1 protein-coding gene is annotated in these 19,624 nt (G+C 61.8%); it reads right to left on the reverse strand.

The window, feature by feature from the left end:
* Window positions 1-19,624, reverse strand: a 19,624-nt coding sequence (locus tag VL688_13035; GenBank protein ID HTL48979.1) for an HAD family hydrolase, incomplete at both ends; no start/stop codon positions are given.

The following is a 19,624-nucleotide window of genomic DNA, read 5'->3' on the forward strand; positions in this document are numbered from 1 at the left end:
ATTCTGCAGGTGCGTCATGCCGATCAGCGCGGCATACTCCCACATTTCTTCCTGGATCGTGCGGATGGGGTTGATGTCTTTCTGATAGCGGCTCGGCGCGCGGGAAGGATCGGCCGTGTCTTTGGCCCGTCCGTCCAGGCGCGCGAGATGGATTTCCTTGCGCTGCTGCCAGGAAATGCCCGGCACGTCAACGACGATGTGAACGATGTTCGCCTTCTCGTAAAATTCCGCGGGAATAAAGCCGGGGAAAAACGCCACTCCTTCCCACACCGCGCTCTCCCCTTCCTTGATCTGGCGCTTCCATTCCGCGAACACGCCGCCTTTGCCCGTGCCGTAAAGCGTGGCGTAGGCGTGCTCGAAATACTGCTTGAGGAAGCGCGAGCGCGCGGCAAGGCTTTCGTAATCATCGAGCCGGAACGTGAACGAAGATTCATGCAGGGCCGGGATCACGTCTTTGGCCACTTCGCCGCGCACGTTGTCGCGCGACAGGTCCGAAGAATAACGGCTCAGGCCCGCGAAACGCGAAAGGCCTTTGGCGACGGTGGACTTACCCACGCCCGCGCCGCCGGCCACGACCACGATGAGAGGCTTGGTGAAGTCCTTGAGATTTTCCCGGTTCTGCGCAACGTGGCTGACTTTGGTGATCACATCCGCGAGGCGCGGGCCTTCGGCGAGCGCGGCGGGAACGCGGCTGTCGTGCGCCAGGACCCGCTGCAATTGGATGCGCGCCTGTTTCCATGCGATCAGCGCGTAATAATACCGGCGGGCATAGGATTCATCCAGGCCGAGTTTGCGGACCGCGTTGAAAATGTCGCGGTAGCCCGCCCTGCCGGCGGCCTGATACAGTTCGTCGCGATTGATGAGCTCCGCGATTTCGCGCCGGGCTTCGTCGTAAGTCTTCAGCCGCTCGGGGCGCGAGAGGCCGGCCACGTCGAACACCATCTGGAATTCCACTTCGCGGACCCGGACCTCCGTCTCGTAAAGCGCGTCGAGCTCGCGGTGATATTGCCCGGCAAGCTTCAGCGCGGTTTCCGGCGTGAGAAGGTCGAGCGCTTCCTGCTCCTGAGTCCCGAGACGTCCGCGAAGCTCCTGAATTTGCGCGGCCTGTTTCCTGCGCTCGCCCCAGGAGTAGGGCAGCCGGCGGTCGGAAGGAATGTGATTGAAGAGGCGTTCGAGCGCCTCGCCCCGGGCCTTTTCCCCGCGGGAGTCCATCAGGCGGCGCACCAGCGGATCTTGGAGCGTGTGACCGGAGCGCGCGGCGTTCAGGCGCTGGAGCGAGAGCGGCTCGTCCGCATGCTGCATCGCATAGTCGAGAAGGCGCGTGATCTTTTCATCTTCAGTGTCCCGCCGCGCGTAAAATTCCGTGGCCGCAATTTCGCGGAAGCTGAGATTTTCGACCGGTACGGCCGCGGCGAAAACACGCGCGCGCGCGGGACCGAGCAATCTTTCCAGAATGGGCAACGTGACGGGAACGCGCTGGCGGTCGAGCGCTTCGATCACCCTGCGGCGCGTCTGCTCCTCGAAACCCTGAGGCCCCGCGGCCAGGATGCGCACAAAGGCTTCGCCCACGCGCGTAAGGCCGTTCTCATCCGTCAGCGGATGATGGCCGAGATGCCAGGCCACCCAGTGCCGGTCCTGCACCTGGCCGTGGAAAAATTTTTGCGGCTCGAAGAAAAGATCCAGGTATTTCAGGTCTTCCTCGCGCGGCGCGCGGTAATTCTGACGGCTGATGTAATACACGGGAATGTTGTAATCACCGTCCTCCCTGCCGATGTGGATCGGCACGGCCGGGCGCCGCAATTCGCGGGCGAGCAGGATGTCTTCACCGCCGATGATGTCCGTCACTTCCGAATTCGCCAGCATTTCGTCCTCGGACTTGAGCCCCAGCGTGTACGCAATGAAAACGTCGGCCACAAGCGCGGTCATGGGCCCGGATTCCAGGTCGATGGATTCGCCGTGAGGAATGCCCGGAACGATGATGACGGGAAACACGCCCTTGTCCTCGGCCCGCGCCCGCGCGTAGGCTTCGAGGTCCGGTGTCTTGGTTTGGTAATAGCGCTGCGTGAGCAAATGGTTGAAGGCCGCGAGGCTTTGCATGTTCAAATCTTGATAGGTCTGCATCTTAGCCGCGTCGATCAGAAAGGCCGTGGGCGCTTCGAAGAAATACCCAAGATCGTCGTCGTCCACCTGGATGCTGCTGATGATGGGCGCCCATTGATACGCCCAGTAATCCACGGCGTGCTTGCGGAGGTCGCGGCGCGAGCCCCGGCGGTTTCTTTGCTCCAGCAGCGCGGCGCTTTGGTCCAGGTTCCGGAAACGTTCGGGCACGGGCGGCTCGATTCCCATAAGACGCACGCCCGCGGGCGCGAGGCCGGAAGCGCGGTAGGCTTCCATATAATTAAGGACGCCGATGTAGTAGGCGCTGCGCACGGCATGCGCGAACTTGATATCGCGGGCCGCTCCGTAGAGGGAGAAATTCACCATGGGCACGGTGGAAAATTCCGCCTTGGCCCTGTTTTCGCGCGCCAGGGCGAAAATCGCGCCGTTCTCGCGCAGGAAATAATAGCGGTCGCCTTTGCGGTGCGGCGTTCCGAACGCCTGGGCAACGGCGGGTAAATTCGTATCGATCAGGACTTCAATCCTTCCGGTCGCATCCTGTTCGCCCAGCGGCGCTTCGTAGAACGCCTGAAGCGCCGGCTCTTCGTTGATGTGCCGTTCGCGGATGGGCATCTCCCGGCGCTTGGCCGAATCGCGCAGGCCTTGCAGGCTTTTCAGGACACGCCCGGCGCGGGCCTTTACCGAAGCGGCATAAGGCGACTCCGGCCGGATCACGGCGCGCAGGAGCGCGAGCGTCTCTTCCAGCTTCTGCTGGGACAACAGCTCGGCAATCACGTCGTTCTGCGCCAGGTTGAGGCTGCCCGGCTCGGTGCCGTCAAAGTGAGAACCATAAAGACCGTAGGCTTCCCGCGCGGCGCGCAGGTTATCTTCCTTGTCGTCCAGGAACAGGATGCGTGAGGGCTCCAGCCTGCGGTGCGCATGCGACAGGCTGCCGCCGATCGTCTGCATGAGCAGCGAATAAATCGCACGCTCCGGTTTGGCCGCGCCCGCCGCGTCGGAAAGAATGGCGTGGATCGGCTGCAGGAACGGGAATTTGCGGCGCAGGTACTCGAACTTCTCTTTGAAATTGTTGCTCAGGATGTAAAGCGGCACGCCGCGCTCCTGCAGCTTCTGGACCACGGCCTTGTTCTCCGGGACTTCGCTGTAGCTTTCGTACAGCGCGGTGAGAAACACGCCGCGGTATTTCTTTTCAAACGCGCGGAAATCCGCGAAGGTTTCGCCCATGGGCCAGCGTCCCGTTTCCGTCTCACGCTTTTTCAGGAGCCGGTAAATTTTGCGCAGCGCGTCCTTCTGGAATTCTTCCGGCGTGGCCTGGCCGATTTTCAATGCGCCGTAATTGAGATGCGCGGCCGGCGGCTCGCTGAAAATGGCGCGGGCCAGAGTCTCGATTTCCGATTCGGGCACGGACGCGCCCAGGTTGACGGCCAGAAAATGCTTCACAAATTCTTTGGTGCTGCCGGCAATGAGAACGCCCGCAAGATCGAACACAACGGCCTGGAGCCCGTAAACGCGTCCCAGGATTTTTTCCACGCCGATCAGCGCGCGCAGCTGCTCCCTTCGCGCGGCTTCGGCCTGCGCGGCATCCCGCGGTGCTTCGAGAGCGGTCAAATGTCCGTCCAGATTCGAGAGCGTCAGCCGGTCTTCGGTCCTGAGTTCCGGCCGGGACTCCAAAGCCCGAAGCTCCGGTTTCCTGCGGGATTCCAGGCGCTTTCTCAGATACTGAAATTTGTCTTTGCCGTGAATGCCTTCGGCATAGGCGATCGCGCCTTCGATGCGGGAGATCTCTTCGCCCAGGTCCATCATGGCTTCGATGCGCACTTTCAGGGCCTGGGAGAATTTGCTTTCCCCGGCCAGCACCTGGTCGGCAAGCGCGACGGCCTCACGGAATTTGGCGCGGGCCTCTTCCATCAGGGGCACGGCTTTTTCCGGAAGCTGCTTGCGGCGCAGGGCCACCACCGCGGCTTTACGGACTTCCCTGCCGGCAAAAAGAACGATCCAGGCTTTTTCCGTGAGAAGGTAAGGATTGCTCGCGTCTTCTTTGAGGCCGTAATCGATGAAGGTCAGCGCTTCGTCGTAGAGCCTCAGGTTGGAAAGCGCTCGCGCGCCTCCCTGGTAGGCCTTGCCGCGGTCCGCGGCGCTGATTTCTTTGCTGCCCGTGACTTCCTCGTAAAGCTGGAACGCCAATTCGTAATTGCGGGCGCGGTCGGCTTCGACGGCCTGGCGGAATTGGTCCTGCAGCCATTCCGGGGTTCCCGCGGCCTGCTGCTTCTCGTTGATGCGCGCCCACACTTTCTGCTTGAGCGGCTGCAGCGCGAGTTTGAGACGAGAGCCGAACGCTTCTTTTTCTTCGTCCGGAAGCGCAGCCCCTTTGATGGCGCCTTCGAAGGTGGTGACGGCCTGATCTTTGTCCACGGCTTCCGGCGTTTTAAACTTGTCCAGGCGGCCGGAAAGATCCCGCTTCAGCGCCTCGAGTCCCGACGACAAGACCGTGCGTTCCGCGGCGCGGGCCTTTTCCAGACGATCTTCTTCCTCTCGAGCCTGAACGGCGGCTTCGTCCGCGATGAGGCGGTCGAGCTCGGCTTCGTCGCGCGCCGCCTTCCGGGCCTTTTGCGCGGCCGACTGGGCCGCGAGCGCGCGGTCTTTCATGTCCTTCAGGTATTGCTCGCGGTAATCGGTAAGCCCCTTCATCTCATTCGGCTGCAGCCCGTACTTGGTCTTGATCGTGCCCATCACCTGATCGATGTCATGGGCGAATTGTTTGGCAAAGCTCGAGACCTTCTGGTTTTTCTTTTCCGCGGCCTGGCGCACGTAATGCTCGGCCTTTTTGCCGAGAGCGCCGTCCTCGCCGAAATACGCTTCTTCGAATTCGCGCATGGCCGCGGCAATGGCTTCGCGGCGCGCGGCCGCCTCGGCTTCCTGGGCGGTCTCGTCGATCTCGAGGGCGAGCGGGCCCGAGGGTTTGACGACCTCGGCCGGTTTTTCCGGCTCCGCGGCTTTCTGCGCAGCGGGTTTTTCCGGGGTCCTCAAAAACTCCGGGAAGTTCTTGATGCGGTACACCGCGTAAGTCTGTTTGCCCGCTTTCACCGTGGGACGGCCCGGGACGAGCTTCGCCTGGAAATTGAAAACCACGGACACGATTCCGAAACTGTCCGCCTCAAAAACCGCGGCGGCTTCGTTCATGGGCTTTTTGATTTCCTGGCCTTCGACGCGGTCCGCACGGAACACCTCGCCGCGCGCGGTCAGAAGATAAAAGACGTCGTCGTTGTCGGCTTTCGCCCGGACGACTTCGCCGACCACGGTGCGCATGCCGGAGGTCACGGCCTCGCGGATTTCTTCGCCCCTGCGCCGCAGGCGCGCGCGCGTCGCGGCGTCCGAGCTGAAAAAATCGCGGATGCGGTTGAGGACAAGGACAGGCTCGAAAACCGTGATGAGCTGGTTCAGCGCCTGCTGCTGCGGCGAGGCCGGGACAAAAACCTGCACCGCAAACCGAAGCAGGTTGAGGCCCGCGAAAATGCCGAGTGGAAGCGCAAGGGGCGGCACGGCAAACGCGGCAACGGCCGCGGCGATTCCCGCCGCGAGGTTCGCGTAAGCGCCGCTGAAGTCAATCGCCCAGACCTGCGCCGGAGAAAGGCTGAATTCGTGCGCGGGCACGGCGTGCAGCCATTCCCGCCACGTGGGCCAGGCTGGGGAAATTTTGGCGATCGCGGGATTTCCCGTGCTTTTGCCGTAGATCCAGACGCCGACAATGGCGGCGGCGCGGACGAACTGGTAAAGCACCGCGGGAAGCAGGACCGCGAGCGCGATCTGCCATCCCGCCAAAAAGAAAAGAGCCGACACGAAGATCGCGGCGCTTACTCCATGCATCACGCTCCGGACCCGGAGTTTTTCCAATTTGGTCTGGTATTCGCCGCGCTGCGCATCGGTCAAATGCCGCTGGCGGTCCTGCGGCGGCTGCGGGGCTTCAGTTCCGGTACGCAGTTCAGATTTAGCTTCTTCGGCCGGAGGCACGGGCCGGACAAAAATTTCAGCGCCGCGGCGCTTCAAAGCTTCTTCCGGAGTCTGCAGGATGATCTTGCCGTCGTCCAGGAACTGGACTTGAAGCAGGATTTCCTGTCCGCTCTGCGGCCCGTACAGCACGATCTTGTTTTTCGGGTAAACTTCCAGCAGTCCGCGGGCCACACCCCCGGCCTGGGAACGGCTGAGGGTTTTCGTGACCGCTTCGGTGCGCACGCTGCCGTCCGGCGCGACATACAGGGCCGGTTTGTGCAGCCAGTCCTGGCGATGCGTCGCGATCACCCCGGATTCGGTTTCGAAAGCAAGTTCACGGCCAAGCTGGGGCTCGCCGGTCAGGAGATTGCCGAGACGGACGACGATGTCCGCATTCCGCGCGTCCAGCTTGTGTCCGCGGATCACGAGCTCCTGGCCCGGAGTGAGCACGGCCACGGCCATGCGGTCTTCCAGATCCACGGCCTCGATGTCCGCGCGCAGCGCGACGGCCGCGGCATGGAGTTCGTCCAGGTACAGCTGCCAGCGCTCCAGCATCCAGAGCGAATCCGCGATCTGTTCGCGCATCCAGGGCTTTCCGAGCTGGTACAAAAGGTCGGTGATGAAGCGTATCTTTTTATTCTCGGTGAGAACTTCCAGGGCCTCGAGCACGCGGCCGTTCAGCAGCGCGGCCTCCGTTTTCAGATCTTGATTTTCCGGGTGCAGCTTGGACTGGCCATAGGCGCGGATCGCGTCCATCGGGAGCCCCATGGCAAACCGCGCCATCGCGACCGTGACCGTGGGCCGGTAGCGGCCGGGATTGTCGCCAAGCCGCGTTTCCAGGACAGACTTCATCGTCATTTCCGCCACACGCCCGCGGAAGTCGATGATGCGCGCCTCCATTTCATGGCCGACGAGCGCCCGCAGATCTTCGAGGCTGCTTCGAACGCCTCCCGGCGTAAAGCGCAGCGGCACGATCCCCTGCTCTTTGCCGTCGTTCCACGACACGAGAAGCCCCTGAGGCTCATAATTGTGATCCGCGCCGGCATGGGAGATGAATTCCACCCGGACTTTCACTTTCCGGAAATCGAAATTGCGCTGGAGTTCCTGAGGGGGCACCCTGATTTCTGTTTGCGGCGCGTCCGGCGCGAGCAGATCCGCGAGCAGTTTGCTGCGGTCCGCGACCACGGCCCGGACTTTCTTTCCAATCAGATTTTTCCATCCGCCGGTCAGGAGCGGCGCGGGGATCTTGAAAAACGGCGTGTAAAACGAATGCCCTTTGTATTCGCTGATCACGCCCGTGGGCTCGAGCGCGGTGTCGCCTTTTGGATGTTTGAGCGCGATGATGGACACTTCGATTTCCGTCCCCTCGGCCGGAGGCGCCGACAGCACCAGCTCGGCTTCGCGGACCGAAGCCATGGGCCGGGAGTGCGCCTTCGTGGCGGCACGCACGAGCGCGGGAAATTGTTTTCCGATCAGGGCCAGGCGCAGCGCCGCGAAATCCTTCGAGTCCATGGCATGCAGCAGGTCCGGGCCTTCGCTGTAAGGAATGAAGAGTTCGATGCCTTCGTAATCCGCGTGGAAACCGGCGGCATATTCATGGCCGGAGCCGTTGTCGGTCCGCAGGACGAGTTCTTTGATCGTGACCGTGACGGGAACGCCGTCCGCAGCCGAACGCGCCAGCGCTTCCCGCGCCGTCTGCGAACCGCTGAAAACCATCAGGGCCTCGCGGCCGTGAAAATCATGAATGAAAGCATCCCTTTCCGTGCCGACCAGGGCGCGGAGCATCTCGAGCCTTTCCGCCGCGCCTTCCGGGAGGGCGAGGCCCAAGTCCCGCAGCGTCACGAGCCCGCGTTCGCGTCCCTCGTCCCAGGAGACGACAAGGCCCTGCGGCGCGAAATTTTCCGCGGGGCCGCGGTGGCTGATGAATTCGACGCGCGCCTTCACGGTCTTGAAAAGATGCGCGGCCTTGAGCTCCGCAGCGGGCACCCGCGTTTCTGCGGCCGGCAGAAAATCCGCGTGCATTTTTTCCGGGTCCGTGATTTCGGCCGGGACCGTCTTGCCGGGCAGGGAATTCCAGCCGCCGCCCAGCAGCGCTTCGGGAATCCTGAAAAACGGCGTATAGAACCGGAAGCCTTGGGCTTCGCTGATCACGCCCGTGGGTTCGAGGGCCTTGTCGCCGTGCGGGTGATTGAGCTCCACGATCTTGAGCTCGATCTGCTGGCCGCGGGTCAGGCTCTTTCTTTCCCGGGCCTCAGCTTCCCGCGCCGAGACAACGGGACGCAGCGCGCCGTCATGCGATTGTTCCACGCGGTTGACCAGGACGTTCAGCTGCCGCCCGAGCATGAGCCCGCTCAATTTTTCAAAATCCCGGGAATTCTGATGGCGCAATTCGTCCGGACCTTCGCTGTAGGGCATGAAACCTTCGAGCCCTTTGTACCGGACCTCGAATCCCGCGGCGTGATCAAACTCTTCGCCTTCATGCCGGGCCAGCACCAGCATCGTGACCGTGACCGGCACCGGCGTCCCGAGCTCCTGCGCGCGGCGGAGTTCGTCGATCAAGGCTTCTTCATCGCTTGCTTCGAGGACCTCGCCCTGTCCTTTTTCCGGCAGCGGTACAAAGACGGGCATGAGCTGCCCGCCGACTTCGTCTTGGGCGGCCGCGAGATAGACATTCATCGTGCCGCGGATGAAACCGCGGTAATCTTCTACGTCGCCCGCGAGATCGTCCTCGTCGATGAAACCTTCCACGCCCTGGTAATTCACGTAAAGCCCGCGCGGCGTCGCGGATGACATGCCGGTCACCTGCACTTCCAGCGCCGGAGAAATGCCGGAGCGGTCCATGGCCCGCAATTCTTCCATGACTTCGTCCGCCGGACGCTCGTCCGCGCTGCGCAATTCGTTTCTCAGGTGGCCGTGCATCTGCACGGTAGCGGGATTCAAAACCGGAACGACGGTCCCGGCTCTCACGTGCGCAAGCTCCGCCAGCGGGGCCACGCGCTGTTCGCCGCTGTCGGTGATCATCCAGACGTTGTCGTGGCTGTCGATCCCGAGAATCAAAGCCTCATACAAAGCGCCCTCACGACCGGTTCCGGGACGGTTCAGCACCTGCACGACCGTGCCAGGCTTCAGGTCCTCTAAATCTTCGATCATTTTCCCCGTAAAAAGCCTGCGCTGATAACGGAAAGCGGTGTCCGCGACTTTCATCAGGCGTTTGATCCGCGCCAGATTTTCCGCGGCGTTGGGAGACGTAATCGCGGCAAGATTAAGATCGCCGCCCGGCTGCTGGAACGGAACCGTAAGGTCCGCGAGCTGCTTCCAAAGCTGGCCCGCGGTCAGGCGGCGCGCTTCGATTTCTTCCGCGAGATAACGGACCATGCGGTCCTCATCCGGTGCCTGCATGGCGAGGCGCAGCGCGGCCGCGGGATCCAGGCGCGTAAAATCGATGGCCGATCCGAACGTGCCTTCATAAAGCGTTTCCAGAGTGAGCCGGGTCAGCGTGCCGATGCCCCGCAGGCCCTCGCCTCCGCGTCCGAGAATCAAAGGTATCGAGGGTTTGAGCTTGGGGATCTGCCCGTCCTGGACAAGGCTTTTGTCTTCCATGGCTTTCAAGACCTCGGGAAGAAGTCCGGCTTCGGCGACTGCCTTCATGACGGGAAGGTAAAGTTCCCGCACGGAATCGAGGCTGCCGTTTTGGAAATGAACGCGCGCGGGAATGACCGGTGTCCCCTGCTCCAGGTCCTGATCGTACACAAGCCCGTCCGCGTCGTAGAGGCGCACGTCCAGCGCGAGCCCGAGCGCCCAGAGCATGTTCTTTTGAATGTTGACGGCGCGGGTTTCTCCTGCCGCGATCTCCGACTGATGGGCCGTCCGCCAAGTCAGATAGTCGGGCAAGAGAAAATCCCGCACCAGAAAACCAAGAATCTCGTTGTCCATTGCCTTCGGCGCCTGTCCCGGGAGCGGTTCCACGTGAACGCCGAAATGGCGCAGATGATAAGCCGTCGCCACCGCGTAAAGCCACCATGCCCACAGCCGGTCTTCGATCGCGGAGGTTTTCTGCACGGTTTCGAAAACGCGGCGCTGCTCGCCGGCAAAAACCGCCGAGGGCATGAATTCCTTGTAGACCAGGATGAAATGCTCCATCAGGCCGCCGAGCTTGGGCTCGAGCCCCTGAGCGTTCCACCAGGCATTGGCCTTGTCGAGAGCGGCCGCGGCCAGCGCCGGGTCCTGGACGTGATTGAAAAGCTGTTTGAGAACCGCGTCGAGATCCGCAGTAAAAGAAATCCAGAACTGATCCCTTTCCGTTCCGGTCCGCGGGCGGCTGTCGTAGCGGGCCATCACGCCTTGCGCCACGGCGATTATTTTTTCCGCCCAGGCGTCCGGCGTCGCCGGAAGCGCGGACAGCTCGGGCGCCTGCGGCTTTTCGGGCGCGGCCATGATGTCGTCGCCGAGCGCATCCAGTTCCCTTTGCAATTCCGCTTTCTGATCTTCGAAGGCCAGTTTGTCCTTATACTCGTCGTAGAGCGCGGTGAGCTCGCGGCGCACCAGGATCTCGTCTTTCGGCGCCAGGTCGATCCAAGCTTCGAGGGCCGCGAGGGTGAGCCCGCGGGCGGACGGTCCCGGAAACCGCGGCCGGAATTTGGCGTAGAGCGCTTCGGCTTTTTTCTTTCTTTCCTCCGGCTTCAACGCCGTGAGGCCGTCCTCGCGGAAACCAAAGATCTGGCGGATGAGCGGCACGAAAGGCTGGTCCAGGCGTTTGTAGAGCGGCGGCAGGCTCTTGGGATTGAGCAGCGACTCTTCGCTCTGGATGGCGAGCTGGAGATTGGTTTGCGTCTCTTCGAGCCTCGCGCCGCGATGCTCGCCCATGAACTTGAGATCCCTGCGGCTGAAGGAAGGATTGTCGAGCTGGTCGTAGAAAAAGCCTTCGAGGAAATCCCCGAACGGGTCGATCGCGCCTTCGTGATAGAGCGTTTCCATCATGGTATTGTGGACCAGGCTGCGCGTGATGACCGTGATGCCGTAATTGAGCGCGCTGTAAAAATAACCGAACCGCTGCTCAGGCGTCAGCTCCTCGCCCGTCTTCCAGCCGCCCAGGTCGAACCAGATTTCCGGCCAGTCCTCATCCGGATCAAAAGCCACGTTGCCTTTGTGCGGCTGGTTCGGATAAAGCCACGCGTCCACCACCGCGCGGAGCTTGCGGCCGTAAGTGCGGTTGGACCTGCCGTAATCGGTCATTTGCGCCACGCGTTTGGCGGTTTCAACCGGATTGATGAGGTAAGCTTTCGCCGTCTTCATGACGAAGGCATTGATCGCGGCCTTGTCCCTCTCGGTCGCCGCGTCAAAAGCCGCGAGGTAGCGGTCCTGAATGAGCCCGTCAAAGTGGCCGAAACGCTCGGGCACGGCCTTGCGCGTGGCGGAAACAAAGACGCCGAGCTGCCGGCCGTCTTTTTCGATGCGCTTGTTCGCGCCCTGATCCACGCGGTACGTGCCGTGCGCCACCGCGATCGGCGAGCGGAAACCTTTTTTCGGAAGCGTCGTGCGCGAGTGATTGAATTTTTCTTCGGCTGTTATGGCGCCGTGTCCGCCGTACTGGGAAAATCTAGCCGGAGTGAGAACCACACGCCCGTCCGGGGCGTAGGAAGAATCGACGCCGCCGTCGCGGCCGCGGCGCGCGCCGGCCTCGCGCACGTTCATGGACATGTGTCCCATGGACATGCCGAGAAAATCTTCTCCCAGATTTTCTTCCGTGAAGAGCACGCCCGTCGCCTCCAGACTGTCGGTTTCTTCGCCGTTCAGCACCACGGGCTTTTTGAAAACCAGTTTGACCGTACGCTTGCCGTCCGCGGAATCGCCGATTTCTTCGTTGAAGTCGCCGGGCCGCCAGTCTTTCGGATACTGCGACAGGAGGCGGGCCAGACGCTCGAGGACGTTGTCCCCGGTTTCGCGGTCATAGGCTTCGAGGGCCCGGCGGTTTTCGGCGTCAAAAACCATGTCGATCGTGCGCTTGCCCTGGAACGTGGCGGCCTCGATGCCCTGGTCCGTCTCTTTATATGGAAGCGGCGGCCGCGGGTCTTCCGGCGCCGCGCGATCCGTGAAGTGGTACAGCCGCGCGGACGTGAAGCCGAAGGAAAGCGGTGCGGGTGCGCGTTCATAGGAAACGCCCCGCCCGGCCTCTACGGAAGATTCTTCGATTTTCGCGAATGCGTCGAGCACGGCGCGCCTCGACGCGGGAACGTCTTCGGAAACGGGAAAGCCGCCGTAAAAAGCGCGCGCTTCCTGCAGCGTTTCGCTCAGCGCGGCAAGCATGTCGGCGGCTTTGGGCGAGGCCTGATTGAGGCCGGTGGCCACGACCACGTCGAACGGCCCTTCGTCCGCGGCTTTCTCCCGCACACTTTGAGCTGCATAATCGCCGGGAATAATTTCCAGCGAACCGCCGAGGGCCGTGATGAGGTCGCGGTAAGTTTCCACGGTTTTGTTCAGAAGCTGGTAAGGGTTGTACGGCTTGCCCACGCCGCGGACTTCGACGTTCGTTTCGACCACGACAACGTCCAGGCCCATGAGCGCGGCAATGAGCGCCACGCCGCCGGAAGCGCCCGGGTTGATTTCCAGGAGTTTTTCCCCGGCCTTGAGATTCAGCAGCCGGAAGATCCGGGCCGCAGCATCCTTCATCTGCTCCGGAGGCACGTAATCGTCGCGGTGTCCTTCCCGCGCCGCGAGGCGCGCGCGCGAAACCGCGTCGGATTCTTCGCCGAGCGCGAACAAACGATTTTTCAGGTCCTCGACGACCGAGACGATCTTCGCGGCCTCGGGCCCCGTCATCTGTTTCAAGGCTCCCAGAAGCGATTGCGCAAGCTGGCCGCCCGTGACTGCTCCGGCTCCGGGCTCCAGGCCGAATTGCTGCATCAGCTCCCGCCTCTGCTGGGCCCTGTCGCGCCGGCGCTCGTCACTTGCTTCGAACGCTTTCTTTTTTTCCTTGCGGCGCTCAATATTTTTCGCATCGTCCCGCTTCCGCTGTTCCCGCTTTCTTTCTTCGCGCTTTTTCTTTTTGCGGTCGTCGCCCCGGGCTTCCGAGCGCAAAGGCGGAGTCTGGATTTCCGGCGTCTCGGCGGCCGTTCTTAACTCTGACTTTCCATCCGCCTGCGCGCGTCCGTTGACTTCATAATGGCGCGCGTTGCGTGTGCGTAAAAAGGATGGGAACCTCTTGCCGCTCGCCATGAGCGCGTTCTTATAAACTTCTTCGAGCCACGCGTATTCATGCGGCTCCAGCTCGCGCCATTCGCCTTCCTTAAGACCGCCGAGCTTGATGGGTCCGACGGAAATCCGTTTGAGCTCGATGACGCCGTGATTCACGGCCGCCAGCATTTTTCGGACCTGGTGGTATTTGCCTTCGGTGAGCACAATGCGCACTCTCGAACGTTCGTAACCGCCGTCGATCGTAAAATTTTCGAGGACGTAAGCGTTTTCGGCCTTGGCCAGGTAATCACGCGAAGACCGTCCGTCCGGCGTTGGCACGCGGATCGCCACGCCTTTCCTGACCAGCTGCCGCGCTTCTTCCCGCGTCATGCGGCCGGAAACCACGGCTTCGTAGACCTTGGAAACTTTTATTTTTCCGTCGCTCGTGGGGTCCATGAGGAAATGCTGGAGCATGCCGTGCCCGCCGTAAATCATCAGGCCGGAAGTCATCTTGTCGAGGCGTCCGTACAAGCTGCGGCCGGGGGCGCGGAACTGTTCCGGCACCACTTCGAGCGCGACGGGAACATGCGGAAAGCGGCGTTTGTTTCCCACGCTGTCGTGGCCCACGGGTTTGTTGATGATGATCATCGGCGCGAGCGGCGAGCGGCGGCCGTTGACCGAAGGCGCGGTCTGCGATCTCAATTCAGATTTGGGTTCGAACACGTAATGTTCTTCCGTCCAGGCCTGAAGCCCGCTCAGGTCTTTGACGGTGAGCGCGGGTTTGTAACGCGCCAGCGTGTCGCGCGTTTTGTCCGAAGCGGCCACGGCCACGAAAACCTGGCCGGTCTGCATGGCGGCATCCGCTTCTCCGGTTCCGTCGCCGGCGCTCAGGATGGCGCCCGGACCGTAAATAGCGGTGATGCGCTTCATGCTCTCGAGCTTCGTGCGGTTGCCGCCGATGATTTCGCCGCCGGAAGCCGCGACAAGTTCCCGGATGCGCGCGGGAATGCGGAACTCGATGAATTCGTCCGGAATGCCGGTCATGATGTAGAAAGGAATGCCGAGCGTCGCGTGCGCGCGCAGCGCGTCCTCGCCGAAGGGCAGCATCTTCTCGCCGTGCTGCATCTCGTATCCGGCCACGAAGAAACTCTCGATCTGCGAAACAAGGTCCGGGATGTCGAGCGAAGCGAACCGCGCCGAAGCTGCGTCGTAGCGGGCCTGCAGTTCGCCTGTGAATTTGAGGCCGGAAGCGTAGTCCAAAAGCGCCCGTTTCGCTTTTCCAAGATCCACCTTGATCCCTTCCTTTTCCAGGAAAGGGAGATATTGATCGCGGACAAGGCCCGCGGTCGCGCGTCCCTGAAGCGTGGAGACCAGCTCCTTCATTTTTTCCCGAAGCGCCTCTTGCCGCGCGGCAAAATCCGCCGCGCCCATGGAAGCCTCCGCCATTTTAAGGGTCAGGTTCGTGTGGGCTTCGATCACGACCTCGCGCGAATCCGCCACGGTGCCGTCCCAATCGAAGACCACGGCGTGAATCGAAGTCTTCTCCGCTTCCTGCTCCCCGTTCCGGGAAAACTGGAAACGGCCGGCGGCGGCTTCGAAGCCCGTCATGTCGGCCATCTGGTGCACGGGCCCGAAATCGCGGAGGCCGCTCGCGCCCGCGGATTCAATCGCGATGAAAGGCTGCCCGGTTTCCTGCGCGGCACGCGCTTCCGCGGAACCGTCGCCGATGCTGAGGATGCTTCCCTTGCCGTAAACTTTCGTGAGCCGCTGCATCGTGATGGTTTTGGGACGGTCGCCGCCGATGACTTTGCCGCCGCTCTCTTTTATTTTGCGCCGGACCGGCAAAGGAATGCGCAAGGTAAGAAATTTGTCGGCGATGCCCGTGACGATGTAGACCGGCACGCCGAGGGACAAGGCCTTCTCCAGCGCCTGCTCAGCGCCGGGCAGGTATTTCACACCTTCCTGCTGCATGCGGTCCGTGATGAGATAGCTCGTCAAATCCGAAAAGACGTGCGCGCCGTCCAACTCATGGAATTTCGGCCGATCGACGAGAAAAGGCCGGTTCAGGCGTTGGGTCAAAGTCAGCGTTTGCGCGTAATCGGCGAGGATCCTCGCGGCTTCGGCCTCGGTCACGGCCACCCCCTCGCGGTTGAGAAGCGGCAGGAAATGATCCAGGAACGTTTCTCCGGCGGAGATGCCGCGCAGAGTGTCTTTCAGGCCGTGAAGCTTTGTCCGCAGGTCCGCTTCTTTCGCTCCGAAAGCGGCGCCGAGCACCGAGCGCGCCACTTCGAGCGTGGCGTTCGTCTGCACTTCTTTCACGAGATCTTCGCTGTCGGACAGCGTGCCGTCCCAGTCCAACACGACCGCGTGGATAGGCTGCAGCGGTCCCATTTGATCGGAACGCAATTCGGGTCTTTTCGCGAAATGATAATGCTCCGCCGCCCATGCGGAGAGACCGTTAAAATCCTGAAAAACGCCTTTGGGAGCAAAAGGTTCGAGCGCCGCAGGCGATTGCGATACGGCCGCGAAGTCGAGATGGCGCGCCTGAGCGCCGCGGGCATGCCCCGGCGCGTCTCCGACGACGAGCACTTTCCCGTCGCCGTAAATCTGTTCCAGCTTCTTGACCTGCAGGATCCAATCGCGGTCGCCGCCCAGGACTTTCCCGCCGTTCGTCTCGAGCTTGTCGCGGATTTCCCGCGGCACCACCGCTTCGACGAGATCGGTCGAGATTTCCGTGGTCAGGAAAATGGGAATGCCCAGGCCGAGGAAGTAATCAAGTGTTTCGCGCGCGCCAGGCGCATAAGTGACGCCGTTTTTCAGCGCGTGATGCGCGGCCATGAAATCCGCAAGGCTGCTGAAAATAAGCGAGCCCGGCAGGCGGTCATAAATTCCTCTCGCCCGATCGAAACGCGTTTTAAGCCGGGAATCGACTTCGAGAAGCGAGGCATAATGCCGCAGAGGCTGCACGGCCATGAAATTGGCTTTGGCCTTGTCGACGGCCGCATCTCCGGCGGCATCTTCGGGCACCAGGATTTTTTCTTCCATGAGCAGCGGAAGGAAATGCTGGTCGAAAGCTTCGAGCGGCGAGAGCCCGTGCGTCTTGGGCCGCAGCGCCGCCAGCTTTTGCCGCAGGCCTTCTTTCGCGGCCGCGAACTTCTGCTCGCCCAGCACCTGGTCCGCGACGTGAAGCACCAGCTCTTCGTAAATGCCGTTCAGAGTTTCCGCGCCGCCGGTGAGAAGGTTCCAGTCGATCGTGACCGCGTGGACGGCGGGCTTGCCCGCGACTTCGGCGAGCGGCGCAGGCCTGGGAAAATGCTCGTCCATTTCCCCTTCCACGAGGTCCATCATTTCCGGAGACCATTCGCCGCCGCGGTCTTCTTCCTCGAGCTTGAAATCCAGCATGCTGAATTGAAAGCGGGTGACCTTGTAGCCCGCGGCCGTGAGCGTCTGCTCCGCGAGATCCACGTACGATTCGCCGAGCTTCGGGTAACTGGCCTGCGGGTAATCGAAGACAAGCGTCACGGAACTGCCGTCCGGGCGCAGCTGCCGGACTCTTTCGAGAAGCTTGTCCGGATCGATGATGGAAACTTTGCGGTCGCCGGCGCCCAGAAGCTTGTATTCCACGCCGTCGATGACTTCGAAAACGTCCGGGAAATTCACGTCGTCTTCGGGCGTGATAAAGCGCGTGACGTCCGCGCGCTCGCCGATCATCTTGAACAGCTTGAGGTTGATGGACCCGATGAAAACCGCGAGCGGCTTCGGCGCGGCCGCCGCCGAGGTTCTGAGTTCCGGCTTTTGCTCCGGGCCTCGGAAATGAAAACCAAAACGGCTCCGCGTCCCGTCCTCGTGCGTGACTTCGGTATAATTTTCCCCCGGCCCGGGCGGAAATTCGATGCTGTTGCTTTTGAGGGCCGGCCGGTTCATGTCCGTGTAGACAAGCGCCTGTTTGCCATGGTCCGAATAAATGATGGATTCCTGGTCGAATTGCGCGGCCAGATGCAGGATGACTTTGGCATTGGCCTCGTGCACCATAATAAGGAAGCTGTCTTCTTCGCCGCCGTAGAAGCCTTTCACGAGCGTGAACAAGTAACCTTCCTCGGTCAAAATTTCCTTCAGCCGCCGGAACCTTCTCTCCAATTCCTCCTTGCTCAGGCCCTCGCCCTTCGGATTTTGCCCGATGCTGATCAGCGAGAACTTGCCTTCAGCCAGCAGGACCTTCAGCTCTTCCGGCGTCAGATGCACTTCGCCGCCGTGGCCGGCCCGGAATCCCAGGCGGATCAAAAGCTCGTCGCTGCGGGTGATGTTCGGCCGTATCTCGGCGCGCCTTCCTTCCGGCTCTTCGGGAAAAAGATTTTCGTATTTCCAGTGCGGATGTCCGTTCAGGTACCGGCGCAAGGCCGCGATTTTTTCCGGCATGGCCTTCAAATGGGTTTCCATGGCCTTCAGCTGCTTCGCATTGACCAGCGCGGTCTCGGACAAAGCGCCGCTGCGGACAAGGCTGGCAATGACCTGGACGGCCTCGAGCAGGCTTGGGCCGAGGTTCTTCTGATACTTCTCACGCCAATCCAGAAATTTTTCCTCATCGTCAGGATGAAGCGGGTTGTCGCCGAACTCGATTTCGTCGAAGCGCTTGAGAATGGCCACGTACTCGAGGAATTCGCGGATCAGCGCATGCGGAATCTCTTCGCCGCCGTGCCATTCCCGGAAGAAATCCTGCACCACGCGGCGCTGGTCCCGCAGCGACTGCGACAGCAGATCGATCTCACGGCCCGTGGCCATGATCCGCTGCGCGACAGCCTGGCGCGTGTCTTCCGCGCGCAGGAGGCTGTCGACATGTTCAAAATAACGGTGGGCGCGGTAGGCAAAATAAACCGCTCCGGAAAGCAGGCCCGCGGCGAGAGGCAGCACAACGGTCTGCCAGCTGAAAGGCGCGAGCAAAGCCGCGGCCAGGGCATGCGTCAGCGCGGCGACGAGGCCGAGGACGCCGCTCTCGAGAAAAATATGGCGCGCGGCCTGACGGGGCATTTTGTCGTGATGAGCCCGCATTTCCGTTTTCGGCTCAGGGTGCGCGGCATAAAACTGCGCCACGAGGCGCTTGTAAATCTCATAGCCTTTTTCGCTGCGGTAAAGCAGGCCGTCTTTGAAACCATAGGCGGCGAGATCGATGCCGGAGGCCTTTTCGTAAACGTCTTCGATGTATTTGCGGTGCAGCACGCGGTTGTATTCGTATTGCACCCGCGGCTCCATGGGCGTGCCGCCATACTTGCGCGTGCGTTCGCGGTCCACCTCGTTATTGTCTTCCGTGAGCATTTCCAGCGCATCCGCTTCCCAATGCAGCTGTTTGAGCCAGTCCTTTTTGCCCGGCGACAGCAGCCACTTCGAGTCGATCGTGTCTTCGAGCAGCGGGATCTTGGAATTGTCGTGCGTCTCCACGATATCGCGGACCGCCGCCTCGTCCGCCGCGCTGAAGCGGGCATCGTCTTTCAGGACAAGCGCCGCGATCTCGCCGGCCGCCATCATGTGCTGCTGACGCGACAGGATCGCCTTTTTCCTCAGCGCTTCTTTTTCCAGGCGCTTCAGGCGTTTGGCCTCGCGCTCCGGTTCGTTCGTTTCCGGCATGGCGTCGATGGCTTTTTGAACGTCGTCGATGTCGCTTTCGCGGATCTTGCGCAGCGTCTGGTAACCGATGCCGCTGTCATGAAACAGCGCGGCGGTCATGCCGTTCTTGACGTCGGTGCGGGTGACGCTCCCCTTCGCGAACTCGTCGACGAGGATCTCCGCCATGAAATTGAGGACGTGCGTGATGTGGTAAATGGGGCTGATGTCCTGCGACTTGATGAGATACGGCAGGACCTTTTGATACAGGTCTTCGACAAGGGCCGCTTCGTCCCCGAAGCCCGCGGCGCGGAGCTTTCCGAGCGCTTGGTCCAGCGGGCCGCGCGCCTTTTCGATCTGGAACTCCACGTCGCGCTCGACGGTCTCGGTGATGCGGCCGGTTTCGGCCGGTGAAAGCTCGCGCTCCATGAGCGCGGCCTGTTCATCGGTGAGCTTTTCAAAATAGTCCTGAATTTCGACGGGCGATTTTTTGTCGAACGCCCAGCGCACGTCGGGATAAGTCAGCGTCCCGGCCAAGGCCCGCTTGCGGACTTCCTCGATCACCAGGCGCTGCACGCTGGCCGCCACCGCGTCTTCCAGGTCGAGCGGCGTAACTTTCGAGTAGCTGAACCGCATTTCCGGCCGCATCTCGGCATGGCGCGCGTCTTCCGGAAAAGCGTCCTGCTCCGGCAGCCGGAGCGCGGCGGGAGCCGGCGCCACCATGTGGACCGACCACTCTTTGGGCAGATCGAGC

It is taken from the genome of Verrucomicrobiia bacterium (assembly GCA_035495615.1).
Classification (GTDB): Bacteria; Omnitrophota; Omnitrophia; order Omnitrophales; family Aquincolibacteriaceae; genus DATJFP01.